This window comes from Actinomadura sp. NPDC049753, assembly GCF_040674655.1.
Classification (GTDB): domain Bacteria; phylum Actinomycetota; class Actinomycetes; order Streptosporangiales; family Streptosporangiaceae; genus Spirillospora; species Spirillospora verrucosospora.
In genome coordinates, this window is record NZ_JBFARL010000180.1 from 1 (window position 1) to 15,781 (window position 15,781).

The window sequence follows — 15,781 nt, forward strand, 5'->3', positions numbered from 1 at the left end:
GGCGGGTGCTGCAGGGCATCGGGGCCGCGGCGCTGAGCCCCGCCTCGCTGACCCTCGGCCCACTGCGGGGCGGACGGCGCGCCCCACTGCTGGAGCTGGGGTGCCGGGCCGGGCGAGGCCAGCGCCGGGCCGGGGGCGGGGAGCGCCTGCTGCGGGGGCGGAGGGTCCGGGAGGGGGCCGGTGGTGACGCGGTCCAGCGTGATGATGGCCGGATCGCACTCGACGGGCGTGATCGTGCGGCCGCCGCCGGGCGCCGACTCGACCAGCAGCAGGGCGTGGTCGGGCAGGTGCTGGAGGGTGACGGGTTCGACGACGTACTCGTACACGCGCTGCGTGGTGTCGGCGTCGCTCCAGTTGGTCCCCTCCGCGTAGGAGTAGGCGGCCGACCAGTTCCGCGAGGTGGACGTGGAGGTGCCCTCGGTGTCGCTGGTGCTGGTCGAGCCGCCCCGGTTGCTGCCGCGCTGGTAGGACGTCGAGCGGTCGGGGAAGAGCCCGAACATCTCGCCTCCCGAGTAGGTGGTGCCGGACGAGCGGCTCGTCCCCCAGTTGCGGGACGTCCCGATGGTGCGGCTGGTGCTGTAGGTCTCGGAGTCGCCCGTGCCCTCGGTCTCGGTGGTGGTGTGGGACTCGTTCCCGCCGACGTTCTTGGTGATCTGCGACAGGACGAAGCGGTGGTCGCGCCCGATGAAGTCGGCGGCGCGGGCCGCGTCCTCGTGGTTGCCGAGCCGCATGAACGCGACGGCGCCGCCGCCGATCATCTCCGCGGAGGTCTCCCGCAGGTGCCGGAACAGCAGGGTCAGCGGGACGCCGCGGCGCTCGCAGGCGTCGGAGAGGCGTTCGAGGTGGCGGCGGGCCAGCTCGTCCGCGCCGGCGACGACGAGGGCGGGCGTGGAGGCCTGCGACGCGGTGATGCGGTGCGTCACCCACTGGACGATGAGGTCGGTCAGCAGCTCGGAGCGGACGTTGCGGGCCTGGCTGTCGAGCGCGACGCAGGTCAGGTAGCCGGGGCCCTCCCTCTCGGCGGGCGCGGTCCCGAGGTCCTCCAGCGGGTGGATGTAGGACTCGATCCGCGACAGGTTCGCGTGGGCCTGCCGCCGGTACTCCACGGTGAACAGCTCGTTCGCGATGTGGCGCCGCTCGTCGCGGGTCAGCGCGTCGCCGTCGTCGGGCTCGCCCATCAGGGCTCGCAGGGCCGCCGCGATCCGGCCGAGCGTGACGTCGTCGCCGAGCGCGCCGCAGACCTTGGTGAGGATCCGGTCGTCCATGCTGCGGTCGGCGCGCGCGGCGTCGGGCGTGCCGCCGTGCATGGACTCGACGATCGCGTCGACCAGGTCGCGGGGCGGCAGGTCGGCCAGCAGGCCGGAGGAGGCCTGGCGGCTGGGCAGCAGCTGCGCGTCCACGCCCATCCACGCGGCCTGCGCGAGCTCGACCAGTTCGCGGCTGACGACCTCGCGGGACAGGTCGAGCACGAGCAGCGGCTGGACGGCGAGGGTGGACGTCCCGTAGGTGGTGAGGAGCGCCTCCCACGCCCAGAGCGTGCCGCCGAACACGTCCAGGCGGCGGCCGGGCCGCCGGGCCGCGCCCCATTCGGGCAGGTCGTGCAGCCGCGCGCGCTCCGCGGCGTCGTGTGCCTGCTTGCGCGCGTGCCACTGCCGCGCCTGGTCCTGGTAGCCGCCGATGATCTGCTGCTGGGCCAGGTCGTGGGCCTGCCGGGCGCTCTGCCGCTGCCGCACGGCCCACCAGGTCAGCGCCGCGCCGGGGGCGAGGACGATGGCGGCCAGCAGGAGCGAGCCGACCGAGACGGACTCGGATCCGCCTGCCGAGCAGGCGGCGAAGAGCACGAGGACCATCGCGATCGCCGCGCTCACCGGGAGCGTCCGGTTCAGCCTGCGCTGCGCGAGCTGCTCGGTCTGGACGACCCGGCGCGCCAGGTAGTCGGGCAGCGCCTGCTGCTGGGGCGGCGCTTCCGGGAAGGGGCGCAGGAACCACCAGCGGTCGCGGAACACCCAGCCGAGACGGGGATCGGGGGTGAAGAGCCGTTCGCGGCGCGACAGCAATCCCCCATGGTCGACCGCCCTCACGATCCGAACCCCCGTCCCGCCCCGCTCGATACGCCGCAAATAACCCAAGCAGATTGACATGTGACTTGTCAGGCCCCTCACGGGGAAACGGCCTTCCCAAAGGGGTCCTTGCTCAATAGCCTGACTGCTCATGACCTTGGACCGAGGCGAGATCGCGAAAATGTCCGGCCCGGCCCGCCGGCGCGGCTGACCATGTGGGACGTCGTGCGCGGCCTTCCGGTGTGCCGGCTGACGGAGGTCCCCCGCCCTGACGAGACCGACGGGCGGGACGAGTGGCGCGACCAGCGGCTCGCGGCGCTGGTCTCGGCCTACCACGCGGGCAGGGAGCCGGTGCTCGTCGGCTGGCGGCGCGCGGAGGCGTTCGGCCCCACGGAGGTGTTCGTCGGCGGGGACGGCCTCGTCGCCGACCTCGACGGGCGCGCGGCGACCCTGAGCCTTCCCGCGGGCGGGCGCGGCACGCTGCTGCCCGAGGGCGTCGGCGAGGACTCGATGCCGCACTGGGTGAGCATCGGCGGCATCTCCGACGGTCTGCTCGTGGAGGATCCCCCGCCGGAGGAGCCCGCGCGGCCGTCCCTGGAGGACGGCCTGCTCGGGGTGTGGATGCAGCCGTTCGCCTGGATGCTGGTCGCCGAGCCCGTCGACCCGGACGAGGCGCGGCGCCTCGCCGACGACCTGGCCGACCGGCAGCAGCGGGCCCGGTCGATGGCGGAGCTGTCGCCGGAGGACTCGGTCGCGGCCCTCCGGATGGAGAAACGGCACCGCGAGCTGCGCCAGGCCGCCACGTCGGGCCTCTGGCGGGTGCACCTGGCGGCCGGGGCGGCGACGCCGCGGGCCGCCGCGCGGGTCGCGGCGCTCGTGTGCGCGTCGGCGGACCTCGGGCGCCTGCCGTACGCGCTGGTCCCCGGCGCGGCGGGGCCGTTCGAGGCGAGCACGCAGCTCGTCGCGGCGCTGGCCCGTCCGCCCGTCCGCGAGGTCGCCGGAGTCCGGTTCGTGATGCGGCCGGAGTTCGACGTCACGCCCGAGTCGCCCGGCGGCGGGGTCGCGCTGGGACGGGTCCTGGACCGCAACCGCCGCGACGTGGGCCCGATATCGCTGCCGCTGTCCAGCCTGAACCGGCACACGTTCGTGTGCGGCGCGACCGGCGCCGGGAAGTCGCAGACCGTCCGGTCGCTGCTCGCGGCCGCGTCGGGGGCGGGGCTGCCGTGGCTGGTGGTCGAGCCCGCGAAGGCGGAGTACCGGCTGATGGCGGCGCGGCTCCCGGACGCGGAGGTCGTCACGATCCGCCCGGGGGACGCCGAGGCGATCGCGGCCGGGATCAACCCGCTCGAACCGGCGACCGGACCGGACGGGCGGCCGTTCCCGCTGCAGACCCACGCGGACCTCGTCCGCGCCCTGTTCCTCGCGGCGTTCGAGGCCGACGAGCCGTTCCCGCAGGTGCTCGCGGCGGCGCTGACCCGCTGCTACGAGCGGCTCGGCTGGGACCTCGCGCTCGGCGAGCCGGCCGTGCCGGGCACCGCGCCGCGCTACCCGACGCTGGCCGACCTCCAGGCCACCGCCGAGCAGGTCGTCGACGAGATCGGCTACGGCCAGGAGATCACCGACAACGTGCGCGGCTTCATCCGGGTCCGGCTGTCCAGCCTGCGGCTCGGCACCACCGGCCGGTTCTTCGAGGGCGGCCACCCCATCGACTTCGACGCGCTGCTCGCCCGCAACGTCGTCCTGGAGATCGAGGACGTCGGGGACGACCGCGACAAGGCGTTCCTGATGGGCACCGTCCTCGTTCGGCTGGTCGAGCACCTGCGGCTGCGGCAGCGGCGGGGCGCGCCGCCCGGGCTGCGGCACCTCAGCGTGTTCGAGGAGGCGCACCGGCTGCTGCGCCGCAGCGAGCAGGCCGGTCCCGCGTCCCACGCGGTGGAGACGTTCGCGAGCCTGCTGGCGGAGATCCGCGCGTACGGGGAGGGGCTGATCGTGGCGGAGCAGATCCCGTCCAAGCTCGTCCCGGACGTCATCAAGAACACCGCCGTCAAGATCGTCCACCGGCTGCCCGCGAAGGACGACCGGGACGCGGTCGGCGCCACGATGAACATCACCGAGGGGCAGTCGCAGTTCCTCGTCACGCTCACGCCGGGCGAGGGCGCGGTGTTCACCGACGGCATGGACTACCCGCACCTGGTCCGGATGCCGGACGGCTCGCGCCTGGAGGAGGCCGCGCCGCCCACGGCCTCGCCCCGCGCGCTGGTGACCCCCCGCAGCGGGACGTGCGGGGCGGACTGCCGCGACTCCCCCTGCACGCTGCGGGACATGCGCACCGCCCAGCGGGTCCTGTCCGACCGTTCCGAGCTGGTGGTGTGGGCGGAGCTCGCCGCCGCCGCCCACCTGACCGGCTGGGGTTCTCCCCGCCCGTCCCCCTCCGTCCTGGACGGGCTGCCGCACCGCATCCGCGACTGCGCCGTCTCGCACGCGGTGGACGCGGCCGTCGCGTCCCGCGCCGCCCCCGCCGGTGTGGCCGACCATCTGGCCGCGATCCAGCGGGGAAGCGCGTGCGCCGCGGACGAGGTGGAGTTCTTCGCCGCCCCGTACCGGTGGTGCCTCCTGCTGGAGGAGCTCGGGGAGGCGCGGCGAGCGGCTCCCGACGGCGGGCGCCATCCGCGGAGCGGGGAGTGGGAGAGCCGCTACGGGCGCGCGATCCCCGGTGACACGCTGGCCGCGCAGTTCCGCACCGTCAGCGCCTGGTGGGAACGCGACCAGCGCGACGCCACCGCCCGCGACCTGGCGCTGTGGGGCTCCTCCCACGGGCTGGAGAACGCGGTGGGCGCCCAGCGCACCGACCCCGACTGGCCCGACCGCCTCCGCGAGGCGGCGTCCCCCCTCGGCAACCTCGGCGGCCTCCTCGACTCCTTCGTCCCCGCCGGCTAGGCGGTGCCGGAGCAGCGCGCGCAGGCGGGGTCATAGCGCCCGCCTGCTCACTCGGTGGGAGTTGCTGCGGCCCCGATTTCGTCCAGCGCGGTCAGGTCCTCTGGAGAGAGGGGCAGTCCCGCGCCGGCGATGTTCTCGCGCGGGTGTGCCGTCGACGACGTGCCGGGGATGAGCAGGATGTTCGGTGATCGCCGCAGCAGCCAGGCCAGGGCGACGGACATCGGTGTCGTCTCCGGGCGGCGACCGCCGAGAGCGCCGTGGACTGGAGCGGGGTGAAGCCTCCGAGGGGGAAGAAGGGCACGTACGCGACGCCGTCGGCGTGGGCGAGATCGTGGCCCGCTACCGGGAGGCGGTCGAGCGCGCCAACGAGGTGCTCGACGGGTGCGCCGATCTCGGGGCGCCCCTCCCCCAGCCGGGACGTCCCGCCCCCAGCGTCCGCTGGGCGCTGACCCACATGATCGAGGAGACCGGCCGCCACGCGGGCCACGCCGACATCCTCCGCGAGCAGATCGACGGCGCGACCGACCGCTGACGTCCCGCCGGCGTACGGCGCCGCCGGGCGGTCACCCCGAGCGGCCGTTGCGGTCCGGCGCGTCCTCGGACGCCGGGCGGTGCTCCCAGCGCCCGGAGAAGAGGTCGGCTGTCGGAGCGGTCCCCGGCAGGGAGGGGTTGCCGGCGCGTGCCGTGGTGATGGAGGAGTTCGGCGGGCCCGAGGTGCTGCGGGCACGGGACGTCCCCGCCCCCGAGCCCCGCCCCGGATACGCCGAAGTGGCGACCGCCCGGGCCGAGGACCTCGTTCCGGTTCCCGAGGGCGTGGCCCTCCGGGACGCGGTCGCGCTGGTCGCCGACGGACGCACCGCGCTGTCACTGCATCGGCGGGCGCAGGTGCGCCGGGACGAGCACGTGCTGGTGGAGGCGGCGGCGGGCGGTGTGGGCAGCCTGCTGGTGCAGCTGGCGTCGGCCGCCGGCGCTCGCGTGATCGGCGCGGCCGGGAGCGACCGGAAGTCGCGGCCCGTCATGGACCTTGGGGCCGCCGCCTTCGTCGACTACTCCCGGCCCGGCTGGCTGGACGAGGTACGCGCCGCCACCGGGGGCAGGGGTGTCGACCTGGTCTTCGACGGTGTCGGCGGGGCCGTCGGCACCGAGGCCGTCCGGGCGCTCCGCGACGGCGGGCGCGTGAGCGTGTACGGGATGGCCGGCGGGACGGAGGCCGCGCACGATCCGGCCGACCTGCGCGCCCGCTCGATCGAGGCCCGCGCCACCCTGGGCAAGACCTTGCTGGCCGTCGGCAGCGTCCGGGAGGGGTGACATGCCCTCGATCCGACCGACGGCCACCGCCGGAATCCGTGCATGGGCCGCCCTGGCCGTGCTGCTGAAGTCCGCGCCGCCCGAGCGCGCCGGAGCCGCCTCGGCGATCTCCGAGACGGGCGCGGAACTCGGCGGCGCCCTCGGCATCGCCGTGCTGGGCAGCGTGGCCACCGCCGTCTACGGCCGCCATCTGGCCGGACACCTGCCCGAGGGCGTTCCCGCCGGTGCCGCGGCGGCCGCCCGCGAGACGCTGCCGGCCGCGCTGGAGGCGGCGGGCCGGCTCCCCCCTGGGCCGGGCGGCGCGCTGGCCGAGGCCGCTCGGGACGCGTTCGCCCACAGCCTCCACGTCCACGCGATCGTCCTCGTCCCGCTGCTGGCGGCCCTGGCCCTGCTGACCTTCATGTTGTGCCGCGAGCCCGCGCAGCGTGACGAGGCCCCCACCGCCGATCTCGCCCCCTCTCCCGCCGAATGAAGGGAACACCGTCCATGCGAGCCGAGGTCTACTTCGACGTCCTGTGCCCCTGGTGCTACATCGGCAAGCGCCGGCTCACCGCCGCCCTGCGCGACGCTCCGGGAGCCGGGCTCCTCTGGCGCAGTCGCGAGCTCGACCCGGAGGGCTCGCGCGTTCCCGGCCCCACGGCCGCCGAAGTCATCGCCGCCTACCAGCCCGACCCCGCGCAGGCCGCCGCCCGCGTCGCCCGGATCCAGGCCCTGGGCGCCGCCGAGGGCCTGACTCTGAAGCTGGACAAGGCCCGGCCGGTCAACTCCTTCGACGCCCACCGCCTGGTTCACCTGGGGGCCTCCTGCGGCCTGGCCGACCAGGTCCTCGAACGCCTCATGCACGGCCACCACACCGAAGGGCTCAACATCGCCGACCCCGACGTGCTGAAGGCCCTCGCCGCCGATGCCGGTCTGGACCCCACGCGGACCGCCGAACTCCTTACCGGCGACGCTGGCAAGGCTTCTGAGGGGGGCGTTAGAACGACCGCGGACCCGTCCGGCCGAGGCGAGTCGGCGGGCGAACCCCTCGGCGGCGGCGACCCTTCAGCCGACGCGGGCCAAGGGAGAGCACTCACATACATCACCGTATCCGGATACGGTGATGTATATTGATGGCATGGCACGGGAGACGCGCGCTGAGCGTCGGCTGCGCACGCGTGAAGAGCTGGTGGAGTCGGCGATGCGTTTGTTCGCCGAGCGCGGGGTCGCCGCGACCTCGGTCGAGGCGATCGCGGAGGCGGCCGGGTACAGCCGTGGCGCTTACCACAGCAACTTCGAGAACAGGGAGGAGATCCTCGACGCCGTCGTCGATCACGTGGTCGGGAGCGTGGGGCCGGAGCTGGTCGCCGTGCTGCGCGGTGAGGGCAGCGTGCTGGACCGGCTCGCGGCCTATGTCCGCGGCTTCCTTCTGTACTGCGCGCGGCGTCCGGTGCAGACGCGCGCCCTGGTCGCGGTCGTGGCGCACCGCGCCGCGGCGGCGGCCGGCGTCTACGACGAGCTCGTGGCGGCGTCGCTGGCCGACGTCGTCGCGCTGTTGGAGGAGGGGCAGCGCAACGGCGAGCTGCGCCACTTCGACCCCGTCATGATGGCCTCGATGCTGCGCCGCACCCTCGATGCCGAAGGACTGCGGGTCGCCCACGGAGCTCCCGTCGACGCCGTCAGCGACGAGCTTGTCGCCACGTTCTGCCGAGCGACACGCTCGGCCCCCTGATCGAGAGGCTTGGGTCATGCCCGTGCGGACCTTCCGCGAGCTGGTGCTTCGTGAACGCCCGACCGGTGGGATCACCCCGGGCACGTTCGCCGAGAAGCGCACCCCCATGCCGACACTCGACGACGGCGAAGCCCTGGTCGAGGTCGTCTGGCTGGGTATCGACGCCACTCAGCGCACGTGGCTCAACCCTGGCGCCACCTACACGGCGCCGGTCGGGATCGGCGAGGTGATGCGCGGCAGCGGTGTCGGGCGTGTGGTGGCCTCCCGGAACCCGGCGCTGCCAGAAGGCCAGTGGGTCTACGGCGTCCTGGGGTGGCGGGAGTACGTCGTCGCGCGCGAGGGCGGCCTGTTCGGGGTCAACCCGGTGCCGGAGGGCATCGATCCGCGTCACATGCTCACCGTCTTCGGCGTCAGCGGGCTGACGGCGTTCGTCGGAATGACCGCTGTCCTGGACGTCACCGAGACAGACACGGTGCTGGTCACCGGCGCGGCGGGCAGCGTCGGCTCCCTGGCCGGGCAGATCGCGCGGCTTCTGGGCGCCCGGGTGATCGGCACCGCCGGCTCGGCCGAGAAGGTCGCCTGGGTGAGGGACGTCGCGAAGTTCGACGCGTGCGTGGACTACCGCACCGAGAGCGTCCCGGACGCGCTGCGCGAGTTCGCGCCCGACGGGCTCACCGCCGTCTTCGACAACGTGGGCGGCGTGCTGCTGGAGAACGCGCTCGACCGGCTCGCCCTTCACGCGCGCATCGCGCTGTGCGGGTCGATCTCGTCCGGCTACACGGCAGAGGGATACGGCGCGGGCCCCGCCAACTACATGCAGCTCGCGTTCCGGCGAGCGCGCATGGAGGGGTTCATCTTCCTCGACCACCAGCCCCTTTTCCCCCAAGCGCTCTCTCGTCTCGCCGGCTGGGTATCGGCGGGCGAGCTGCGCTGGGCCGAGGACGTCGTCGACGGCCTCGCCAACGCCCCGGCCGCGTTGCAGCGCCTTTTCGACGGCGCCAACCTCGGCAAGCAGTTGGTCAGGGTGAACGCGGCCGAAGCGAAAGCGGATTGAATGACCGATGTCAGGCAGGTACTCCAACAGCAGCTCGCCACCGCTTGGGCACTGCTCGACTACCACGCACAGCAGTGGCGCGACGGCGACCTGTTCTGGGAACCGGCACCGTCGCACTGGACCATGCACCAGGTCGAGGGCGGTTGGGCCCCCGACTTCGCCGATGTCGAGCCCACTCCCGTCCCGGCCCCCACGATCGCCTGGCTGACCTGGCACATCGGCTGGTGGTGGACCACGGCGCTCGCTCATCTGAAGCAGACCGGCATCCCGGCACGCGAAGACGTCGCCTGGCCGGGCACGTGCGCGTCGATCACCGAATGGCTGGGGGGCGTCCACGAGGCGTGGCGGACGGCGCTGTCGGCCACCGACCGCCTCGACGACCGATCGGCGTTCCCCTGGCCCGAAGAGGCGGGCCGCACCGTCGCCGACATGTGCGCCTGGGTGAACATCGAGCTCATGAAGAACGTCTCAGAGATCGGTCAGCTGCTGATCCTCCGCCGCGCACAGCATTGACCGGCGCCCGTCCCACCTTGCTGCCGACTCGATGACGGCGAGGACGTGAGCCGGACCGGGCGTCGTGATGGCCGGGATCACGGTCGCCACCAGATACCGCAAGCTCCCCGCCCGCTGTCAGGCCGTCCTTGAGATCACATCCATTTCCGGATGCCTCCGCCTACTTCGAAACACGGTCGAGGCCGCCCCGCCCTACCTGCCCGCCCTCCGCGCGTCGACCTCGATCTCGATCTTCATGCGGGGGTCGGCGAGCCCGCACACCTGCATCGTCGCGGCCGGCCGCACCTCGCCGAAGCGGCGCCGCAGCACCGGCCAGCAGGGCTCGAAGTCGGCGCGCTCGGGCAGCAGGTACCGGACGCGCACCACGTCGGCGAACGTGCAGTCCGCCTCCGCGAGCGCGGCCTCGATGTTGCGCAGGCACTGCTCGGCCTGCTCCACCACGTCGTCGGAGATGGTCATGGTGGCGTAGTCGAACCCGGTCGTGCCCGAGACGTGGACCCGGTCGCCGTCCACCACGGCGCGGGCGTAGCCGATCTGCTCCTCGAAGGTCGAACCGCTGAGGATCGCGCGTCGTTCCGTCATGGCCGCAAGTATGGAGCGGTCCGGGTTCGCGGCCGCCCGCGGGGTCAGACCAATTTCTCCAGGCGGTCGGCGGCCTCGGCGGCGCCTCCCGCCGCGGCGAAGGAGTCGCGGACGCGCCCGGCGGCGGCGCGGTGCGGGCCGTCGGCCAGGACGGTCGCGAGGGCGGCGCGCAGCCCGTCCGCCCGGACGCCGTCGAACGGGACCGCCGTCCCCGCGCCCGCCTTCTCCACCAGCCCCGCGATGATCGGCTGGTCGTCGCGGATCGGCGCGGCCACCAGCGGGAGTCCGTGGGCCAGCGACTCGCACACGGCGCCGTAGCCGCCGTCGCAGACGACCGCCGACATCCGTTCGAGGAGTTTGGGCCGGGGAATCTGGTCGCGGACGATGACGTTCGGCGGCACGTCCCCCACCAGGGCGGGCGGCGCCGCGAAGACCGCCTGGACGTCCAGCTCGCGGACGGCCTCGGCGGCGACCTGGAGGAACCGCTCGCGTGACAGGTCGTCGGCGGTGTCGAGCGAGACGAGCACGGCGGGACGGCCGTCCAGCCGGTCCCACGGGAACGCGCTCGGCGCCGGACGGCCGAGGACGGGCCCCACGAACGCGAAGTGGTCGGGGAAGAAGGAGATGTCGCCGAGCAGCGCGCCGGTGGCGAAGACCACCACGAGGTGGTCGGAGAAGCGCAGGTCGAGCAGGTCGTCGATGCCGTGGTCGAGCTGGAACGCGCCGATCCGCTCGCGCACCCGCCGCTCGTCCTCCGGCCGGTCGGCGAGCGGGCGGGTGAACTCGGCCGGCGTCGCCGCGGCCGTGGCCCAGGGGATCTCGCGGCGGCGGGCCGCGACGGGCGCCGCGAGGACGAACTGGTCGCCGACCACCGCGTGCGGGCGGAACCGGTCGACGGCCGTCTCCACGCCGGGCAGCATCGCGTGGCCGAGGGGGACGAGGAACTCCTCCCAGAAGCGCGGGTCGGCGGGACCGAGCCCCCGGATCCGGTCGTCGCACAGGCGGGCCGCGTCCCCGTCGCCGAGGGCGCTGAAGATCCGCGAGCGGGGGCGCAGACCGGGTTCGAGGGACGCGCGGTGTCCCGTCCAGGCGATCTTGTGGCCGCGGCGGGCGAGCTCGGCGGCGACCGCGGCGACCGCGGCGACGTGCCCGGCGAGCGGCGGGACCGCGAACAGGAAGCGGCGCGGCGGGGTGCACGCCCGCGCGACCCCGGGATCGCCCAGCAGGGACGGCACCCGGACACGGCGGGCGCTCACCGGGCGGCTCCCGCCGGCGTCCGGGGCTGGTCGGCGTCGTTCATACTCGGCTCTCCTCCATGTCCGTCGCGCCGGACGCGGCCGTCCAGGCCACGACGTGTCCTTCGACTTCGCGGGTCTCCACCGTGGTGACCGTGCCGCCCGCCGCGATCAGGAGCCGTTCGGCGTCGGCGACGGTCACGACCAGTTCCAGGGGGTCGGGTCCGGTGCCCGTGCCCCGCAGCACCGCCTGCAGCACCGCCTGCTTCGCCGCGCGGATCCGCGCGCCCTCCCCCATCGGGGCGAGCCCGATGCCGGCGGATTCGCGCCCGGGTCTGACCAGGGCCACGCCCAGGTCGGCGTCCGCGGCGATCGCGAGGGTGAGCGGCTCCTCGACCGGCCCCGTCACGTCCGGGCCGTCCCGGACGGTGAGCTCGGCGGGGAACAGCGGCCCGTGGCCCTCGCGCCACAGGTGGTGGCGGACGGCGTCCTTGGCTGCGATCCGTCCGAGCAGCCACGGCCCCTGCGCGAACGGGGGAAGGGCCTCGTACTCGGCGCGCTCGGCGGCGCAGAGGTACTGGCGCATCAGCAGGTCGCGGGACGCGGTGCCGTCCCACCGCTTGCGGGCCAGGCACCAGCGGCCGGGTTGCAGCTCCCCCGTTCCGGACACCTCGGGGGTGAACTTCATCCGCCAGAGCGCCTCGTCGGTGTAGAAGCGGTGGGTCGTCCATCCGTCGACGCGGGCCCACACCCTCCCGTTCTCCGTGACCATCTCCGCTGAGCAGCGCATGGTGGTGTCGGTGAGGGACTGGTTCCAGATGGTCGTGTCCAGGTTCTCCCCTGGGGGCGGGGTGGGCCCGTAGAGGGCGACCCGCTCGATTCCCACCGGGAAGACGGTCTGGTTGGTGTCGCCGTACACCTGGATCCAGTGGGCGCAGAGCTGCCCTGCGCCGTCCATGAGCGCGCCCGGGGTGGGCAGCGAGGTCAGGACGGCTCGGACGCCGTCCTCCGCGAGCGCCGTGATCTCGGTGACGCCGCGGAAGAGGGGGCCGTGGTGCATCCAGCGTTCCTCGTAGAGCCGCTCGGCGGTGACGATGGGCGGCCCCTCGATGCTCAGCGGCGTTCGGTCCGGCAGGGGCGGCGCCGGGTAGCGCTCGGCGAGCAGGACCGTCCCGTCGGCGTGGCCGTTGACGACGACCTTCACCTTGCGGGGCCGCCCCGCCGACTCGATGAGGTAGGCGCGGATGTCGGCCGCCGTCGGCGGAGCTGCGACGAGCCAGCGGACCGCGCGGACGTTCTCGAACCCGACGACCACCAGGTCGGGCAGGAGCTCGCGTGCCGTGTCGGCCATGACCTCCAGGAGCCCCGCCAGCGGAACGACCGGGAATCGGTCCGACATGTCCGGCCAGTCGGGGGGCTGCGGGACGACGCAGTGGTCGCGCAGCCACGGCATCGACTCGACCGAGAAGACGCGGGAGACGTTCAGCTCGGCGGCCACCGGCGAGACGTCCTCGCCCGGGACGGGCGGGGGCGGGGGGCCGCCGCCGAGCGCCTCCAGGACCGACTGCGCCCCGCTCGCGGCGTCGTCGAGCAGGGCCTCCAGCTCGGCCAGCACGGGGTCGTCCGCGGGCAGCGGCGCAGGCCCGCGGCCGAGCCGGACGGGCTCCACGGCCCCGTCCAGGCTGACCAGCGGCGTCCCGAGGTCCAGGCGCATGCCCGTCGTCGAGGGCGGGGACGGCGAGGACGCGCCGTAGCCCTCGGTCCACAGCGCGGCGACGACGCGGCGGAGCTGGGCCATCCCGTCGCGCTTGGGCACGTTCACGGCCAGGGCGAGGTGCTCGCGGCCGCCGAGGCGGTCGGCGACGAACTCGGTGAGGCCGCCCGGCCCGACCTGCACGAACGCCCGCACGTGCGCCGCGCCGTACAGCTCCTCGACCAGTTCGCCGAACCGGACGGGTTCGAGCAGGTGGCGCGCGACCAGCTCGCGGACCTCGGCGGGTCGGCGCGGGAACGGCGCGACGGCGGTCGCCGACCACAGCGGGACGTGGGGTTCGCGGATGTCCAGCGCCTCGAACGAGCGCCGCAGCGGCTTCTCGTACGCCTCGGCGAGCGGGGTGTGGAAACCCCACCGGAACGGCAGCTCCCGGCCGAGCACCCCTTCGGAGGCGAGCCGCCCCAGGACCTCGCGGACCTCCCGGGCCGGGCCGCAGACCACCGACTGGTGCGGGCAGTTGTCGTGGCTGACGACGACGCCGGACCGCGCGCCCACGGCCTCCCGCACCCGGGCCGCGCCGCAGCCGAGCGCCGCGTACACGGCGTCGGGGACGTCCAGGGCCTCGCCGTCGAGGGCGGCGAGGAGCGCCTCGACCGCGTCCGCGTCGCAGACGCCGGCGGCGGTCATCGCCGTCCACTCGCCGAGGCTGTGGCCCGCGACGACGTCGGGCTCGACGCCGAGCCGGCCGAGCGCCGCGGTCAGCAGACGGCCGGCGCGCAGCACGTCGGCGGCGTGCCCGGCCAGGTCCGTGCGGCCGGTCAGCGCGGGCGCCGGCATGCCGAAATGCGCGGCGACGTCGTCCACGCGCGGGTCGAAGGCGGCCTCGAACCCGGGGTACAGGAACGCCAGCCGCCCTCCGCCCGCGAGGAGGGGGCGTGGCGCGAACCACACGTCGCTGCGTCCCCGCCAGGCGGTCCCGCGCTGGACGAGGGCGCGCGCCAGGTCGAGCCTGCGCGGCGTCGGGCCGACGATGGCGAGACGGCACGGAAGGTCGGGGACGTCGTCGCGGACCTTGGCGAGGAGCTCCTCGTCGGGGGCGGCCAGGGTCTCGGCCAGTTCCTCGGTCGTGCGCGCGGCCAGCCGCAGGACGCCCTCGTCCGACGGCGGCGCGTCGAGCCTGCGCCGCCGCGGCCTGCGGGCGGCGGGCGGCTCCTCCAGGACCACGTGCGCGTTGGCGCCGCCGAACCCGAACGCGTTGACCGCCGCCCTGCGGGGGCCGCCCTCCCGGGCCCACTCCGCGGCCTCCCGGACGAGCCGCAGCCGCCCGCCGTCCAGCGCCGGATGCGGGTCGTCGACGTGCAGCGTCGGCGGCAGGACGCCGTCGCGCAGCGCGAACGCGGCCTTGAGCAGCCCGGCGATCCCGGCGGCCGGCATCGCGTGCCCGATCATCGACTTGACCGTGCCGAGACCGATCGGCGGGCCGGCGGTGCCGAACACCCGGCGCAGCGTCGCCAGCTCCGCCTCGTCGCCCGCCGGGGCGCCGGTGCCGTGCGCCTCGATCAGCCCCACCGCGCCGGGTGCGGCCGGGTCCAGGCCCGCGTCCCGCCACGCCCGCTCGACCGCGAGGACCTGCCCGTCCACCATCGGGCTCAGGACGCTCGCGGCGCGCCCGTCGCTGGACGATCCGGCGCCCAGGATCACCGCGTGGACGCGGTCCCCGGCCCGCCGCGCGTCCGACAGCCGCTTGAGCAGGACGACGCCCGTCCCCTCCGAGAGGAGCGTCCCGTCGGCGGCGCGGTCGAACGGCCGGATCGTCTCGCTCGGGCTCAGCGCGCGGAGCCGGCTGAAGACGCTCCACACCGTGGCGTGGTGCGCGTGGTGGACGCCGCCCGCGAGCATCGCGTCGGCGTGCCCGCCGCGCAGCGCCCGGACGGCGTGCTCGACCGCGAGGAGCGACGACGCGCACGCCGCGTCGAGCGTGTAGGCGGGGCCGCGCAGGTCGAACCGGTCCGCGACGCGGGCCGCGGCGAAGCTCGGCAGCAGCCCGGCCGAGGCGTCGGGATCGTCGGGGCCGAGCCGCTCGCAGAACGCCCGGCGGATCTCCGCCAGGCGCCGCGGCCCGAGTTCGGGCACCAGCTCGCCGAGGATCGCGGCGACCTGGTGGGAGGTCCTGACCCGCTGGTCGGCCCGTGCCGCGCCCGGGGTGATGAAGCCGCCGCGCCCGAGGACGACGCCGATCCGGGACCGGTCGGGCAGCCGCTCGGCGCCGCCCGCGTCCGCGATCGCGTCCCCGGCCGCGCGCAGCGCCAGCAGGTGGTCGGGCTCCATGCCCCGCACCGCCGCCGGGACGATCCCGAACCTGGCCGGGTCGACGGTGGCCAGCTCGTCCACGAACCCGCCGCGCCGGCAGTAGAACCGGTCGCTCTCCGGCTCCCGCCCGTACGCGCCGGGGTCGTAGTAGAGCGCGGGGTCCCAGCGGCCGGGCGGCACGTCGCCGATCGCGTCGACGCCCTCGAGGACGTTGCGCCACAGCTCCGCCGCCGAGCCCGCGCCGGGGAACAGCGCCCCGGCGCCACCGACCACCTCCGTCGTGAGCGGCAGGTCGCGGCCTGAGCACCACCATCCCGGCGGAGTCCTCCACTGGCACCGCCCCCCACAACGGCCCTC

General features: G+C 75.0%; 12 protein-coding genes and 1 pseudogene. 8 read left to right on the plus strand and 5 right to left on the minus strand.

Annotated features, from left to right (window positions below):
- Nucleotides 1-2,057, minus strand: a 2,057-nt coding sequence (locus tag AB0K37_RS32570) for a hypothetical protein (protein WP_363987517.1), incomplete at its 3' end; no start/stop codon positions are given.
- A gap of 228 nt (nucleotides 2,058-2,285) precedes the next feature.
- Here AB0K37_RS32570 and AB0K37_RS32575 point away from each other — a divergent pair.
- A complete protein-coding gene (locus AB0K37_RS32575; RefSeq protein WP_363987519.1) occupies nucleotides 2,286-4,997 on the plus strand; it encodes an ATP-binding protein in 2,712 nt (903 codons plus the stop codon).
- A gap of 47 nt (nucleotides 4,998-5,044) precedes the next feature.
- Here the strand turns inward: AB0K37_RS32575 and AB0K37_RS32580 are convergent.
- Nucleotides 5,045-5,316, minus strand: a pseudogene (locus AB0K37_RS32580) (aldo/keto reductase); the annotation flags it as partial.
- Between AB0K37_RS32580 and AB0K37_RS32585 the strand changes: the two are divergent.
- The 7 genes from AB0K37_RS32585 to AB0K37_RS32615 all read left to right on the plus strand — a co-directional run bounded on the left by AB0K37_RS32585 (nucleotide 5,260) and on the right by AB0K37_RS32615 (nucleotide 9,583).
- Nucleotides 5,260-5,529 (plus strand): DUF664 domain-containing protein, encoded by a 270-nt coding sequence (locus AB0K37_RS32585; protein ID WP_363987537.1) that lies wholly within the window; start codon nucleotides 5,260-5,262, stop codon nucleotides 5,527-5,529. The pseudogene AB0K37_RS32580 and the gene AB0K37_RS32585 overlap by 57 nt on opposite strands.
- A 137-nt stretch (nucleotides 5,530-5,666) precedes the next feature.
- Nucleotides 5,667-6,305: a zinc-binding dehydrogenase gene (locus tag AB0K37_RS32590; protein WP_363987521.1), complete on the plus strand. Its 639-nt coding sequence runs from the start codon at nucleotides 5,667-5,669 to the stop codon at nucleotides 6,303-6,305.
- A 1-nt stretch (nucleotide 6,306) separates the two neighbouring features.
- A complete protein-coding gene (locus tag AB0K37_RS32595) occupies nucleotides 6,307-6,777 on the plus strand; it encodes a hypothetical protein (RefSeq protein WP_363987523.1) in 471 nt (156 codons plus the stop codon).
- 14 nt (nucleotides 6,778-6,791) lie between these two features.
- Nucleotides 6,792-7,418 (plus strand): DsbA family oxidoreductase, encoded by a 627-nt coding sequence (locus AB0K37_RS32600; RefSeq protein ID WP_363987525.1) that lies wholly within the window; start codon nucleotides 6,792-6,794, stop codon nucleotides 7,416-7,418.
- A gap of 4 nt (nucleotides 7,419-7,422) precedes the next feature.
- Nucleotides 7,423-8,016, plus strand: coding sequence for a TetR family transcriptional regulator (locus tag AB0K37_RS32605; RefSeq protein ID WP_363987527.1), 594 nt, complete (start codon nucleotides 7,423-7,425; stop codon nucleotides 8,014-8,016).
- A 16-nt stretch (nucleotides 8,017-8,032) separates the two neighbouring features.
- Complete coding sequence (locus AB0K37_RS32610; RefSeq protein WP_363987528.1) at nucleotides 8,033-9,070, plus strand: NADP-dependent oxidoreductase; 1,038 nt, start codon at nucleotides 8,033-8,035, stop codon at nucleotides 9,068-9,070.
- Complete coding sequence (locus AB0K37_RS32615; RefSeq protein ID WP_363987530.1) at nucleotides 9,071-9,583, plus strand: DinB family protein; 513 nt, start codon at nucleotides 9,071-9,073, stop codon at nucleotides 9,581-9,583.
- A gap of 192 nt (nucleotides 9,584-9,775) precedes the next feature.
- Here the strand turns inward: AB0K37_RS32615 and AB0K37_RS32620 are convergent, their stop codons facing one another.
- The 3 genes from AB0K37_RS32620 to AB0K37_RS32630 are packed head-to-tail and all read right to left on the minus strand — an operon-like array spanning nucleotide 9,776 to nucleotide 15,697.
- Entirely contained in the window at nucleotides 9,776-10,165 is a 390-nt protein-coding gene (locus AB0K37_RS32620) for a RidA family protein (RefSeq protein WP_363987532.1), read from the minus strand.
- A 44-nt stretch (nucleotides 10,166-10,209) separates the two neighbouring features.
- Nucleotides 10,210-11,421: a nucleotide disphospho-sugar-binding domain-containing protein gene (locus AB0K37_RS32625; protein WP_363987533.1), complete on the minus strand. Its 1,212-nt coding sequence runs from the start codon at nucleotides 11,419-11,421 to the stop codon at nucleotides 10,210-10,212.
- A 40-nt stretch (nucleotides 11,422-11,461) separates the two neighbouring features.
- Nucleotides 11,462-15,697 (minus strand): beta-ketoacyl synthase N-terminal-like domain-containing protein, encoded by a 4,236-nt coding sequence (locus tag AB0K37_RS32630; RefSeq protein WP_363987535.1) that lies wholly within the window; start codon nucleotides 15,695-15,697, stop codon nucleotides 11,462-11,464.
- Nucleotides 15,698-15,781 lie beyond the last annotated feature (84 nt).

Coding starts and splice junctions, on each gene's coding strand:
- AB0K37_RS32595 (WP_363987523.1), top strand. CDS start 6,307: ATGCCCTCGATCCGACCGACGGCCACCGCCGGAATCCGTGCATGGGCC.
- AB0K37_RS32600 (WP_363987525.1), top strand. CDS start 6,792: ATGCGAGCCGAGGTCTACTTCGACGTCCTGTGCCCCTGGTGCTACATC.
- AB0K37_RS32605 (WP_363987527.1), top strand. CDS start 7,423: ATGGCACGGGAGACGCGCGCTGAGCGTCGGCTGCGCACGCGTGAAGAG.
- AB0K37_RS32610 (WP_363987528.1), top strand. CDS start 8,033: ATGCCCGTGCGGACCTTCCGCGAGCTGGTGCTTCGTGAACGCCCGACC.
- AB0K37_RS32615 (WP_363987530.1), top strand. CDS start 9,071: ATGACCGATGTCAGGCAGGTACTCCAACAGCAGCTCGCCACCGCTTGG.
- AB0K37_RS32620 (WP_363987532.1), bottom strand. CDS start 10,165: ATGACGGAACGACGCGCGATCCTCAGCGGTTCGACCTTCGAGGAGCAG.